14 protein-coding genes and 1 pseudogene are annotated in these 12,744 nt (G+C 69.0%); 5 read left to right on the top strand and 10 right to left on the bottom strand.

The annotated features are described in order from the left end of the window. The first annotated feature begins 133 nt into the window (after nt 1-133). Together WMF12_RS28510 and WMF12_RS28505 are read left to right on the top strand one after the other, a co-directional pair. Nucleotides 134-787 (top strand): TetR/AcrR family transcriptional regulator, encoded by a 654-nt coding sequence (locus WMF12_RS28510; RefSeq protein ID WP_437850435.1) that lies wholly within the window; start codon nt 134-136, stop codon nt 785-787. A gap of 17 nt (nt 788-804) precedes the next feature. Beyond that, on the top strand, nt 805-2,106 hold the full coding sequence (locus tag WMF12_RS28505; protein WP_437850433.1) for a DUF3500 domain-containing protein: 1,302 nt from the start codon (nt 805-807) through the stop codon (nt 2,104-2,106). Between the two features lie 50 nt (nt 2,107-2,156). Here WMF12_RS28505 and WMF12_RS28500 read toward each other — a convergent pair whose 3' ends face one another. Continuing rightward, on the bottom strand, nt 2,157-3,206 hold the full coding sequence (locus WMF12_RS28500) for an iron-containing alcohol dehydrogenase family protein (protein WP_437739849.1): 1,050 nt from the start codon (nt 3,204-3,206) through the stop codon (nt 2,157-2,159). 188 nt (nt 3,207-3,394) lie between these two features. On the opposite strand from WMF12_RS28500, the gene WMF12_RS28495 reads away from it, so the two are divergent. Then, nucleotides 3,395-4,519 (top strand): ATP-grasp domain-containing protein, encoded by a 1,125-nt coding sequence (locus tag WMF12_RS28495; RefSeq protein ID WP_437850431.1) that lies wholly within the window; start codon nt 3,395-3,397, stop codon nt 4,517-4,519. A gap of 99 nt (nt 4,520-4,618) precedes the next feature. Here WMF12_RS28495 and msrB read toward each other — a convergent pair whose 3' ends face one another. The 9 genes from msrB to WMF12_RS28450 all read right to left on the bottom strand — a co-directional run bounded on the left by msrB (nt 4,619) and on the right by WMF12_RS28450 (nt 11,983). After that, nucleotides 4,619-5,017 carry a peptide-methionine (R)-S-oxide reductase MsrB gene (gene msrB, locus WMF12_RS28490; protein ID WP_437850429.1) on the bottom strand — a complete coding sequence of 133 codons (399 nt, stop codon included), beginning with the start codon at nt 5,015-5,017 and terminating at the stop codon, nt 4,619-4,621. Between the two features lie 363 nt (nt 5,018-5,380). Then, nucleotides 5,381-5,902 carry an ATP-grasp domain-containing protein gene (locus WMF12_RS28485; RefSeq protein WP_437850427.1) on the bottom strand — a complete coding sequence of 174 codons (522 nt, stop codon included), beginning with the start codon at nt 5,900-5,902 and terminating at the stop codon, nt 5,381-5,383. Nucleotides 5,903-6,017: 115 nt separating this feature from the next. After that, a complete protein-coding gene (locus tag WMF12_RS28480; protein ID WP_437850425.1) occupies nt 6,018-6,731 on the bottom strand; it encodes an SGNH/GDSL hydrolase family protein in 714 nt (237 codons plus the stop codon). Between the two features lie 115 nt (nt 6,732-6,846). Next, on the bottom strand, nt 6,847-7,254 hold the full coding sequence (locus tag WMF12_RS28475; RefSeq protein WP_437850423.1) for a VOC family protein: 408 nt from the start codon (nt 7,252-7,254) through the stop codon (nt 6,847-6,849). A 166-nt stretch (nt 7,255-7,420) separates the two neighbouring features. Beyond that, nucleotides 7,421-7,837: a DUF6210 family protein gene (locus WMF12_RS28470; RefSeq protein WP_437739841.1), complete on the bottom strand. Its 417-nt coding sequence runs from the start codon at nt 7,835-7,837 to the stop codon at nt 7,421-7,423. 169 nt (nt 7,838-8,006) lie between these two features. Next, entirely contained in the window at nt 8,007-8,579 is a 573-nt protein-coding gene (locus WMF12_RS28465; protein ID WP_437850421.1) for a hypothetical protein, read from the bottom strand. A gap of 108 nt (nt 8,580-8,687) precedes the next feature. Then, nucleotides 8,688-9,062 (bottom strand): hypothetical protein, encoded by a 375-nt coding sequence (locus WMF12_RS28460; protein WP_437850419.1) that lies wholly within the window; start codon nt 9,060-9,062, stop codon nt 8,688-8,690. A gap of 466 nt (nt 9,063-9,528) precedes the next feature. Beyond that, entirely contained in the window at nt 9,529-10,959 is a 1,431-nt protein-coding gene (locus tag WMF12_RS28455; protein ID WP_437850417.1) for an SPFH domain-containing protein, read from the bottom strand. A gap of 184 nt (nt 10,960-11,143) precedes the next feature. Next, on the bottom strand, nt 11,144-11,983 hold the full coding sequence (locus tag WMF12_RS28450) for an SDR family NAD(P)-dependent oxidoreductase (RefSeq protein ID WP_437850415.1): 840 nt from the start codon (nt 11,981-11,983) through the stop codon (nt 11,144-11,146). 217 nt (nt 11,984-12,200) lie between these two features. On the opposite strand from WMF12_RS28450, the pseudogene WMF12_RS28445 reads away from it, so the two are divergent. Both WMF12_RS28445 and WMF12_RS28440 read left to right on the top strand, forming a co-directional pair. Further along, a pseudogene (locus WMF12_RS28445) lies at nt 12,201-12,428 on the top strand (DUF3072 domain-containing protein); the annotation flags it as partial. Then, nucleotides 12,423-12,668: a DUF3072 domain-containing protein gene (locus WMF12_RS28440; RefSeq protein WP_437748048.1), complete on the top strand. Its 246-nt coding sequence runs from the start codon at nt 12,423-12,425 to the stop codon at nt 12,666-12,668. The pseudogene WMF12_RS28445 and the gene WMF12_RS28440, both read left to right, overlap by 6 nt. The last annotated feature ends 76 nt before the right edge of the window (nt 12,669-12,744 follow it).

The following is a 12,744-nucleotide window of genomic DNA, read 5'->3' as shown; positions in this document are numbered from 1 at the left end:
TGGCGGGCGCCGGCAGCTCGCGGATGCGGACCTGCAAGCCGGTCGGCAACCTGCTTATAGATGTGATTTTTATTACGTTAGCTCGAGCTTGCGAAGGCTAACGGCGATAAGTTTTGGGGTGTAAGGTGACACCATGGGAGACAGCGGAACGGCGGCATCGGCCGCACCGAAACCGGCCCGCGGCCGCAACCGCCGCGGAGAGGGCGCCCGCCTGCGCGCCGACATCGTGGCCGCGGCGGTCGAGCTGCTGGACGAGGCCGGCGACGAGCGCGCCATCACGTTGCGATCGGTAGCCCGCCGGGTCGGGATCGCCGCCCCCTCGATCTACCCCCACTTCCCCGACCAGCCGGCCATCATGTTGGCCGTCGTGCAGCAGGCCTTCGCCGAGCTGGAGAGCAGGCTGCGCAGCGCCGTGGAAGAGGCCGGCGATGATCCACGAGAGCGGCTGTACGCCGTTTGCAACGCCTATCTGGAATTCTCCCGGAGTCATCCAGAGCGCTACCGCACCATGTTCGGTGGCCTCTGGATGCCCACCCTGGGCGACAGTTCCGTGACCGAGCGGGACCTGACCACGCTCGGCCGGGAAGCCCTGCAAATCCTCATCGACGCCCTCGGCGGCTGCGTCACCGCCGGGCATTCCACCAGCGCCGACCCGGTCGCCGACGCGATCGCGCTGTGGTTCGGCCTGCACGGGTTCGCACACCAACGTGCCGTGAGCCGCGTCTTTCCCTGGCCCGCCGACACCGCCGAACGCATCATCACCGCGCTTGCGCACCTCAACACCTGAGCCGCGCACCGGCAGACGTGAGCGCCACACCTCGATCCGCGGGACATCGCCTCGCCAGCCCCGGTGACGGCACGATCGCGCGGGCCGGTGCGGCCCCGCGCGCGCTCCAGCCGCGCCGCGCCCGCCCGTCCGGGCCGGGCTCGTGGATCGCGATCCTGCTCGCGCTCGTGACGACGACCTCGTGCAACAGCATGCGAACCCAGGAAGGCCCGGCCGGCGAGCCCGCCGCCGCGCCGGGCAGCCCGTCCGCGCCGGCACAGCAGGCCGCCGGGCAGGGCGCCCTGCCCGCCCCGCCCGAGCCTCCGGCGCCCGCGGGGCCTCCGGGCGCCGCGCCTCCGCCGGGCGGCGCTGCGGGACGCGCCACGGCCGAGGCGATCGCGGCCTCCGCGCGTGCCTTCCTGGACGGCCTCGACGGCGAGGCGCGCGGCCGGGCGCTGCTCGCGTTCCAGAGCGGCGAGCGCGAGGACTGGCATTACGTCCCGCGCCGCCGCGCCGGCCTCGCGATCGGCGACATGGATGGCGGCGAGCGCAGCGCGGCGCACGCGCTGCTCCGGGCCGGCCTTAGCCCGGAGGGCTACCGCAAGCTCGAGGGCGTCCTGCTGCTCGAGGGCATCCTCGGGGGCATCGAGGGCAACCCGGCGTTCCGCGACCCGGGCCGTTACCACCTCGCCCTCTTCGGCCAGCCCGGGCCCCGGGCCCCATGGGGCTTTCGCTTCGAGGGACACCACGTCTCGCTCAACTTCACCGCTGCAGGAGGCGGCGTGGCCACCACCCCGGCGTTCCTGGGCGCCAACCCGGCCGAGGTGCCCTCGGGTCCCCGGAAGGGCCTGCGCGTGCTCGCGGTCGAGGAGGATCTCGGCCGCGCGTTCCTGGCCTCCCTCACCCCCGCGCAGCGCCAGCGCGCCGTGATCGCCCCCGCGGCGCCGCCCGACCTCGTGACCGAGGCCTCCCGTCGGGCCGCGCTGGCGAGCTTCGACGGCCTGCCCGCCGCCGAGATGACCTCGGCCCAGCGCGCCGCGCTGCTGCGCCTCCTGGAGGTCTATGCCCGCAACTTCCCCGCCGACGTCGCCGACGGGCACCTCGACCGCATCGCGCGCGCCGGCGTGGAGCGCCTGCACTTCGCCTGGGCGGGCGGCGCCGCGCCGAAGCAGTCGCATTACTACCGGATCCACGGCCCCACCCACCTCATCGAGTACGACGACCGCGGCGGCGATCACATCCACACCGTGTTCCGCGACCTCCAGGACGACTTCGGCGACAGCCTGCTGGCGCGGCACCTCCAGGAGGGCCACGGCGCCCCCGCCCGCGGTCGGCCTTAGCTCCGCGCGCGCCCGTCCTCGCCGGCGCGCGACTGAGCGCGGCTGGCGGGTCAGGCGAAGCACCCCTTCAGGCGCGGATCGGTCCGGAGGATCGCCTCGACCTCGGATACGCAGTCGCGGGAGGAGAGGACCGTGTAGTAGCCGGGCTTGATCTCCGGCGCGACGCGGACCGCCTCGATCCACTCGTCGAGCGAGAACGGGTCTGCCCGGATCGCATCCCAGAAGCCCGTCGCGTCGAGGACGGCGGCGATGAGGTCCGTCTCCCGCCCCTGGAGCTGGCTGACCACGTAGGCGGCCGTGCCTACCTGCAGGCCGTGGAGCCGCGGCCGGCCGGAGGTCTGGTCGAGCGCGTGCGAGATGAGGTGCTCGCTGCCGCTCGCCGGCCGGGACGACCCGGCGATCTCCATCGCGATGCCGTTCAGCATGAGCGCCGTCGCGAGCAGGCGCATACCCTCGAGGTCGCGCCGGGGGCGCGCCATGAACTGGAACACGGTCGCGTCCGAGAGCAGGGCGGCGAAGTCGTTGACCGGCTCGCCGCGCGCGTGGAACGCGAGCTTCCAGTCGTGGACCGCGGTGACCTTGGCCGCGAGATCGCCCACGCCGGAGAGCCACAGGACCTCCGGCGCGCGCAGGCAGACCTCGGTGTCGACCACCACGCCGAACGGCACCGCGCACGGAAGCGAGCGGCGCCTGCCGCCCACCGTGAGGCTCGCCGAAGGGCTGCAGAAGCCGTCGTTCGAGAGCGAGGTGGGCACGGCGAGGAACGGCAGCCGGGCGAGGGACGCGAGGTATTTGGCCGTGTCGAGGGCGCGGCCGCCGCCGAGCCCGACGATCGCGTCGCAGCGCGTGGGGAGCGCGGGCAGGAGCGCCGAGGCCTCCTCGACGCTGGCCGAGGCGACCTCGCGCCGGGCCACGACCTCGATCGCCTGCGCGTCCAGGCCCTCGCGCATCGCCGCCTCGATGGCGGCCGGCGTCCCCGCGCTCGCGAGCAGCAGGACGTGGCGGCGCGCCGCCCGCGCGAGGTAGAGCCCGCTGCGCGGGAGCGCCCCGGGCTTGATGCGCACCAGCGTGGGGATGCCGATCTGGGTGGCTGCGGGCATGCGCGGGTCTCCTAGGCCCGCCGCCGTGCCGCGGCTAGTCGCCGCGGGCTGCTCTACTTCCGGCCGAGCCGAACCGCTCCTACGAGGCCCCGAGCCAAACCACGACAAGAGTCCTCAAATGAGGACACCACGCTGTCACCTGGGGCGCCGAGTCGTCCTGATCCAGGGAAAAGTGCGATGCTTGACCCGTGTCCCGCGTTGCTCTCATCTCCGACCTCCACCGTGCCTTCGACGCCCAGGCCGACCCCCGCAACGTGGCCATGATCCGGCGTCGCCATGTGTTCTGGGCCCAGCTCGCCCGCCTTCATGGCTGGGACCTCGCGGTCTGCGACGTCGCCCAGCTCGACGCGCCGCAGGGGGTCCGCGGCAGTGTGTCCTGGATCGATCTGCCGATGCTACCCCGCGCCCCATACCACTCCGTCTTCGCTCGAGCGGTCGCTGCCGGCGCCGCGTGCGTGCTCGACCTCCCCGAGCATGTGGAGCGGGTCCTCGGGCTCGATCGATTCTACTCGGTCCTCACGAACGCCGGTGTCCCCACGCCGCGCACCGCGCTACTGCCCGTGGACGCCGCCGTCGCTGCCGCGATCGACTCTCCCGCGGCCGTGCGCCGTCTGTTGACCGAGGCGATCTACGGCGCCCTCTTCGATGCGGAGATCGATCCCCACGCCGGGGTCTTCGTCCGCGGCTTCTACGCGTCGGCCAAGTCCGCCAACCCCGAGCTCTACTACGGCAGCAACCAGGCGGACATCGAGGCCACGGTCTTCGAGGTGGTCCGCCGCCTGCGTGTCGCTCTCGACGTCGGTGGCCTCGCCTTGCGCGAGCACCTCGACCTCGAGCGCATCGAGCTTGCCACCCTGCCCGGCGACCGCAGCGCCGTCCGGGTGCCCTTCGAAGTGCGGCTGACGGTGCTGGGTGGCCGGCTCCTCATGGCCAGCTACCACGGCCCCTTCGAGGTCCTCATCGACGACACGCGCCGGCTCCTCGCCGATGAGCTCACTGCCAGGAGCGAGGTGGTCCAGCGGGCGGTTCGCGACCTCGTCCCAGCTCTCCTCACGGCTGACCTCCCGGCGAACTACGTGGCTGACGTGGCCTTCGTTCGAGACGGCCGGCCAGTGGTTCTTGAGCTCAACCCACTCTATGCCGCGGGTTACAACGTGCCCTCGGCGCACGCCCTGCTTGTCGCTGCGCTCGGCGCCGACCTTGCCCACCGTGCCGGGTACGCAGCGTTGCCGTGGACCCAGATCCTCGACAGCGCTGCGACACTCGCCGGCGAACGTGTCGAGCAGAGCCCGGCGGTATGGCTGCTCGGGTAGTGGCCGACCCCTCGCATCCTGTTCTGGCGCCGTCGGTGAATGCCTCCAGCCTCACCCCGCCATGGCAAGGCGTCGACGCGACGTTCGCCGTCTCGCGAGTCATCCGCCTTCGAACTCGAGGCAGGCGGAATTGATGCAGAAGCGCTCGCCCGTCGGCGCTGGCCCGTCGTCGAAGACGTGCCCCAGATGTCCATCACAGCGCGCGCATACGACCTCCACCCGATCGAGGCCATGCTTCCGGTCGGCTCGGCGCTCGATCCGCTTCTCTTCGAGGACTGCGCTGAAGCTGGGCCAGCCGGTCCCAGAGTCGAATTTCGTCTGCGACGAAAAGAGCTGGGTGCCGCAGCCGGCGCATCGATAGACGCCCGTGCCGTGGTGGTTCCAGTACTGCCCCGTGTGCGGACGTTCGGTGTTGCCGTAGCGGAGCATTCGGTAGCGGTGCGGCCCGAGCAGCAAGAGCCACTCGGGTTCGGTCTTCGAGATCTTCTTGTCTGCCATCGCTGGATCCCGTCGTTGGGTCCTGGTGTCACGCGCGTTCGGCTCGGCGCCGGCGGCCCCCATGGATCTTAAGCTATCCGCCCCTGCATTACGAGCGCAACGACCGTCGCGGATCTCGCAGGTGCAGCGGCGGCCATGGCGACCGAGCGCAGATCCCGCGCAGGCACACGCCTTCCGGTCCGGCCCGTCTTGGCACGAGCCCCCGCCCTCCCAACGACCACGGGTGTGCAGCAGGGCGCGGCGAGATTCGATTACGCCATGGCTTCACCAAGCCATCGATGCCAGTCTAACGACCTGGCGGTGCGCCGCCGGCGCGACGTGCCCGTCGGCACCAGCGCCTGATTGGGCGGAGGCCGGCATGATCTAGGTTGCCCGCTCCTGATGCTCGGAGACGGTTCGTACGAGGCGCTCCACGTCTGCCGAGTAAAAACGGCTTCCGTTGAAGCAGTTGCACTCGACGATCTTCCACGCGCCGTCGACCCGTGCCACGTCGAGAACGAACACGCTCGCCGGCGCCCATCGCGAGGCTGCTTTCTCCGCGAAGTCGATCAGCTCGCGAGGGAGGTGTGAATCGCCGCTCGGCCGGTACATGCTACCTGTCACGACTTCACCGTCTACGACAAACAGCCGCCATTCTCCATCGATCTCGCACGGTTCGCCAAGGACGACCTCGGACGTGGGCTCCACCGGCCTCGCTGCGCATCGTAGAGTTTGAAACAGGGTCACGCACTCCGAGAAGCGAAGAACTTGCCCAGTAAAGCGCTTCAGATCGTCGTTCGGCTTCAGGAAAACAAGCTCGTTCGGGGCACGTGGCTCGCCGAGGAGCCTCTCCCATGACATGACGTGCGCATCGGCGTTCAGCATCTGGTCGCCGTACGCAGCCACGTAGGATCGATGTTGAAAGCGCGCGGGGTCGAAGAAGACTCCGTGGCGCCATCTCGGGTGCTCGAAGGCGTCGGCCGCGCGCGAGCTGCGAAGGAAGCTTTCTGGTGGGGGCTTGTTAGCCGGCGGTCACCGTCGTCGCTCGCTTCTGGACTGCGGCGGCGCCCAGAGCGCGGACGAGCGCCTGTGCGATCTTCAAGCCGCCGGCGCCCGACGGCTCGATGGCGTTCGCGAAGTCCCCCACCTCCGAGCAAACAAGGCGGAGGTCGACGACGTCGAGCGCGCGCGAGAAAGCTTGACGAAGGATGACGTCATTGAACGTCATCAAGGCGATGCGAGCTCGCTCGGCCTCACCGGGAGCGAGGTTGCCGTTGTAGATCGTGCAGACCGTGGCCGGTCGGCCGAGCGCGACGACGGCCTCGAGCGCCCACGAGTACGATTGCTCGAACGCGTCCACGCGTTCGCGGAATATGTCCAGAGCCTCGGCCGTCGACCGGACAGGCAGGCCGAGAATGTCAGCGTTCGAGAGCGCGTCGTTTCCGCCAAGCGAGAGGAGGACGTGGGTCGCGTCCTTCGGTATTCGATCGAGCTGGGGTCCGATATCAGAGGTGGTCGTGCCGTCGACAGCACACAGGGTGACTCGCCAGGAGGGCAAGAGCGCGCGGAGGTGAGAGGCGACATCGGGCTCGCCATTGGTATACGAACCATTGTCGAAGATTGAATCACCCAAGAGAACGACAGACGACATGATTTTCTCCCGTGAGATGAGTCCCAGCGGCTGGTTCGGCGGTCGGTCGGGTCGCTTGAGCGCAGCGCGAGCCCGCGCCGTCACGTCGACCTCCCTCGTCCGTTTCTATCACGATTCGAGCTCGAACTCGTCCGCGAGCTCGTGCACCCGGCGCTCCGAGAGCCGCGGCGGCCGGACGAGCCGGCCGACGGCCGCACGGTCAACGTTCGTGCAACACCGCCTCCAGCCGGTGGCCGTCGGGGTCGCGAACGAACGACGCGTAGTAGCCGGGATCGTAGTTCTCGCGAACGCCGGGAGGTCCTTCATCGACACCGCCCTTGCTGAGGGCCTCCGCATGGAAGCGATCGACCGCCTCGCGGCTCGGTGCCACAAAGGCGAGGTGGAAGCCTCGACCGGGCGCCTTCGCGTCAGGACCGGACGCGACGATGGCGAAGGGCGGCTCAGCTTCGTATCCCTCGGGCCCGTACGCCACGCTACGGGCGTTCTGCGAGAGCCGGACGAAACCGAGCGGCGCCAGACAGGCGTCGTAGAACTCCGCAGCACGCTCGAGGTTCTCGACACCGACCGAGACGTGATCGAACACGAAGACTCTGGCGTCCTTGGGCATGGGTACGAGGTACCTCTTGCGGTCGTCCGTGGCAAGCGACAAGGCGCGGGAGGACCTGTACGAACGCGCCGGAGAGAGCGGTGCCGAGCGGACAGCCGAAGACTGCGGAGGACAAGGTATGCCCGGCGCTCGCCGCCGAGCAGCTCGCGCCCGACGAGCGCGGCCCTCAATCGGAATTGGGCCAGGTAAGAATCCCAGGACGCGGGTACGGTCCGAACCCAGTGAAAGGGCTCCAATCCGATTCGCCTTCTATCACGGCGTGCACCCACGCTTCGTGTGAGTCTACGAGACGTGCCCGGTCGGTCACGATGCCAACGATGCGACACTCGCGCAGGATGCGGTCAACGACATCCGCGTCCTCCTGGTCGAGTCCTAGCATCGCGCCGCTGCCCATGTACTTCGGTCCTTCGAAGTGCGCCGCGAGGGAGCGCCACCCGTCTTCGGCGTCCAGCGGAACGAATACGCCCTCGATCTCGGGCTGCATGCAAATGTTCCCACAGGTCTGATTCGAGTAGATGACCCCGCTCGGGCAGGGGATGAGCAGGCCGAGGCCTGCGTCGTATAGCCTGATCGTTTTGTTCATCGACCTCGCCTCCCGAACGCCCTGCGCCTCAGCCGCGCCGTGCAGCGGCGTCGATCGCCGCCGCTCGCTGGGCAGCTCGCGCGACGGTTCGCGAGCAAGCCGGCCTATCTGGGTCCGCGATTTTTTGCCCACGAGACAATGGTCCCAGACCGTGGGCCATGGCGCAGGCTCAAGGGGAGAAGTCGAAGGAAGACTCCACCAGCTCAAGGCCAGGCTTCGCGTCCTTCATGTCGTCGTCATAGCATTGCTCCACCGCGATGAACGAACGTTTGTCGTCCGCGTGAGAAAACACTCGAACTGAGCCCGCGTTCACGCCCAGCAGCTTCCCTTTCAGGAGCATGCCTTGTCCGGCGTACTTGCCCCACATGGTAAACGGCGTGCGTGCAGGCGCAGAGAGCAGCTTGGGGACGAACCCGTCGATCTGCGCTCGAACGTTGTCTGCGGGATCGGTCGGCACGTCAAAGACGAAGATCATCGTCATGCACGAACCGGGGCTCTCGACGTTCACGTGGTGATCGGGATCGTTCTCCGGGGAGTCCGCCTCGACTCTCCAATTTCCCGGGTACTTGAAGGAGAAGCCGGGCCGCACATAGCTCTGGGCGCGCACCAGATCGGCAGGCGCCTCGCTGGACGCGAGATCTTCTAGGAACGCAGCGCCGGCCTTCGTCGCTCCGATTCCGGCGAAGAACCCCGCCACGAGCCCGATGAACAGGAACAGGAAAGCGACGGCGGTCTTGCTCATTCCGCCTGCTGATTGCGGCGGGCCGTGGGGTGTCATCATCGGTAGATCCTGCTGTCTTTCAGGCTGGCGACTACAGCAGCCCGATGCCGTGCCTGTCCAGCGACTCGTTCAGGTGCGCGTGTTTCGCGCGTTTATTGACTCGGTGCCTCCCACGGGGCTGTTTCTGGTGCCGAACAATGCAATCATCACGAGGACGAGCCCGACCAGCTCCGAGAGGTGAGAAGCGAGGCCGGTCAGGTAGGCAATAGGGACCAGTGCTTGCGCTCCGCCGCCATTCTGAATGCTGAATATTTGCCAGTACATGTGCGCAGCATTGATGAGCCAGCCCATGATAAACAAGAAGAATCCGCATCCCGCAAGGAGAGCCGGCTTGCCTTGCGTTGGATAGCGATAGAGCGCAAGAGCGATCGCTGTGATGTAGGCGATGAGAAATGGTATGTTGAGAATTTGCGACCCTAGAAACGTCAGCGTCGTCTCACCCATGATTGTGCGCAGCTCCTAGCGCGATCCACCGTTTCTTGGTTGGAGGGTTCATCGCCCGACGTCACAACCAGCTGTGATGCACGATCTGTCTACGCAGTTTTACGTGTAGGCCGCGAGCGGCGTCGACCGCGGCCCTCCCGGCGTCATCAGCCCCGTTGACCGCTGACCGCGGCCTCAGCGCGGAGCGCCTCGAACTCCGTCCCCGCCCCGTCGTGCCGCCCCCGCTCATCGTGGAACGGTAGCGTAGCTGACGGTTACCCCGCCTTGTCAAGGAGACCAACGCGTGATCGTGCGGGCTCCACACCGGACGACGGCGCGAACGGGCCCTCGATGCACCGCCCCTCCGCGCCGACAAAGTGGCCCTGCTCGGCCCGGTGGATGTACGTCTCGCGCCGCGCCGCCACGTGAAGCAGCCTTGTCCCGGCCCGCCTGGCTCCGCACCAGGATCGCGACCACGGCGCCGGGCTCAACGCCGGCTGCTGTCCAGCCCGCTCTCCTCGGTCAGCTCCGCCTTCTGCGCGCGCGCCGACGGCACCTCGAGCCCTGCCGCGCGAGCCAGCCCCATCACCCCCTCCACGGCCGCCGCGATGTATCCGAACGGGTTCGCCCCATCGACGGCCGTCACGTGTACCTCTCCCATCCGCTGCTGGAACGCGGCGGCGAGCGCCGGCATCTGCTGCGCGACCGTCAACCGGATGACCTCCGGCGACACGGTGTTCTCGATCTCCCGGAGCGCCCGCGCGCGGTCGATCTCGATCTCCTGCGTGAGGCGCGCCTTTTTCGCCTCGATCTCGGCGATGGCGAGCTCGGCCTCGGCCACGAGCCGGCGCGCGCCCGCGATCGCCGCGCGCTGCCGGAGCAGGTCGATCTCATGGGCGCTCGCGGCCATCTTCGCCGCGTGGCGCGCCGCCGCCGCCTCCGCCTCGAGCGTCGTCTTCTCGATCTCGGCCCTCAGCGTGAGCGCCGCGATCTGCTGCTCGTGGGCCAGCCGCGTCTCCTTCAGCCGCGCCTCGGAGGCGAGCTCCTCGAGCCGGGCCTTCTCGCTGGTCTCCTGGCGTCGCGTGCGCAGCTCGACCTCGGCGGAGAGCTTGGTCAGCTCGATCGCGCGCTGCGCCTCGGCCTCGCCCTGCCGGACCGCGCGCTCGGTGAGCAGCGACGCCTCCCTGGCCTTCCGCTCCTGCTCCTGGCGATAGTGCGCCTGCAGGTTGCCAAACACCGCCGGAGAGAGGATGCGCACGTCCTGGATCTCGATGGTATCGATGAGGACGCCCCACCCCTTGTCGGTGGCGTCCTCGGCGCTGCCGCGCCCGGAGACGACGGGCACGATCTCTCGTATCAGCTCGCTGGCGAGCCCTTCCTTCCGCCGCGTCAGGCATTCCTCGACGGAGAGGTTCGCGACCAGCCGGCGCGCGGCGCCGGCAAACATGTCCACGAGGAGCGCCTCGAGCTTCTCCTGCGCGCGCTCCGGGAACGAGAAGTTCAGCATCCGGAACGCGATGAGCGGCTCCACGATGCGGTAGACGGCGAGCCCCGTGATCTCCACGCCGACCTTCTCGAGGGTGACCTGGTCGGCCGTGAACTGGAGCTTCTGGACCGTGGTCGGCACGATGGCGACGCTGTCGCCCGGGAGCTTGAAGCACGAGGCGCCCTGACCGGAGGTGGGCCGCAGGCTACCCCGCCGCATGTGAATCAGGTACTCGCTCGGCTTCGCGCTGACACGGCCCCATCTCTTGAGCTTCTCCGGATCTTCGGCCGGCTTGCCGGCGCGCCAGCCCTGATCGTACCGCCCGCGATTGGCCGCCCCGGTGCCGTGATCGTCCGCGTGGAGGACCGCCGCGGCGCCGCCCGGCACGCCGTTCTCGTGGATGATGACCCTGCGTTGCTCGATGTGCGTCATGACCTCTACCTCGCGAGAACGGCTTTCGCAGGAAGCGGGCCAGGCAGGAGACGCGGCGAAGGAGGCGTCCCGGGGCCGCGCCGCGCGCCGCCGACCCGCGACAGGCGAGGCGCCGATCCGGAATGGAGCGCAGCGCCGGTCCAGGATGGAGCGCAGCGCCGGTCCAGGATGGAGCGCTGTCGCCTCATAACCAGGGAATTATCCGTCGGTGCTGTACGAGCTCGCCATGGACTACGCGCGTCGACTCGGCGGGTTGCGTGCAGATCCAGAGCACGTTCTTTGCGGCATCCGCTGGCGACTGCGCCGACGACATGTCGTCGAACCACGGGCGCGACGCGTCGGTGTCCACGAGCCCGGGGCAGAGCGCGGCGATGGTGAGCCCGCGCTGTGCGGCCTCGGCCTGCCGCTGGCGCGCATAGATCTTCATCGAGGCGACCTGCGCGACCTTGGACGGGATATTGATCCACGCCGGCCAGTGGTGGGCCTCTGCTTCGCCGCGCTCGACCAGCTCGACGTACTCGTCCATGACGCGCTCGATGTCCTCGAGAGATCGCGTGGCGGGGTCGAAGCGGTGGTGCAGCCGAGAATCCAGCTTACCCAGGGAGCCGAAGGAGCTCGCGACCACGAGGAACCGCCCGCCGTCGCGCAGCAGGTGCCCGAAGGCGCCGATCATCCGGTAGGTGCCGTGGTTGTTCGTGTCGATGAAGGTGCGGACCTGGACCGCCTGCGGCAGGTCCTTCACGATGCGCGCGGCCGCGTTCGAGAGCACGATATCTATCCCGCCGTGACGGCGCGCCACCGTCTCCGCCAGGGCCTGGACGCTGGCGTCGTCGGTCACGTCCAGCCGGGCCAGCGACGGCTGCAGGCCTTGCTCGCGCAGGCGCGCCACGGCCGCCTCGCCGCGCTCCGGATCCCGCGCCCCCAGGTACACGGTGCTGCCCGGCGGCAACTCCTGGCACAGACGGGCCACCATCGCGTAACCGAGGCCCTGGTTCGCGCCTGTAACGAGTGCGATTTTCGACATCGATCCCTCCTCACCCTCGCGCCGCAAAGACGTGGTGTTCGAGAAGTGCTACCCCAGCCTGGCTCGGGGCGCGACGATCGTCGTTCACGGTGCGCGCGATCCGTTCGACTCGCCCGGCTCCCGCAGGCTGCAGCGCGCGTTCTGCGGGACGTGACGACGAATCGCGCGGCGTCCTCGCGGGCTTGCCACGCGCGCTCCCGGGATTAGGAAACGGGAGATGAGCACGAAAAGAGACCAGCAGACGGCCGATCCCAGGGCCGCGGGGCAAGCAGGCGAACAGCGGCCCTCGAACGTCCAGAAGGATCCGCGCGACTGGAAGACGGGCGACGAGCGGATGACGGGCGCGCAGGCGTCGTACCTGCACACGCTCGCAGAGCAGCAGGGCGAAGAGGTCCCCGACGACCTGACCAAGGCGGAGGCGTCCGAGAAGATCGACGAATTGCGGGACGCCGTGGGCGTCTCCGGCGGCGCGGAGGGGGCTGCCGGCGTCGAGAACACGCGCAAGGACCCCGAGCAGTGGAAGACGGGCGACGAGCCGATGACAGGAGCGCAGGCCTCGTATCTCCAGACGCTCTCCCAGGAGGCGGGCGTGGACTTCGAGGCGAACCTGACCAAGGCGGAGGCCTCGAAGCGCATCGACGAGCTGCAGGCGAAGACCGGGCGCGGGCAGAAGCTGCGGGAGTGACCCAGGCAGGGTGGGCGGCCTGGGCGATGCCAGCCTGAGCCAAATCAGTCCTGCCGAGTCGTGTCGGGCAGCGCTT

Source organism: Sorangium sp. So ce363, from assembly GCF_051520435.1.
Taxonomy (GTDB): domain Bacteria; phylum Myxococcota_A; class Polyangia; order Polyangiales; family Polyangiaceae; genus Sorangium; species Sorangium cellulosum_B.
Note: the sequence above shows the minus strand (reverse complement) of the source record. Positions and strands in the feature narration are given on the sequence as shown.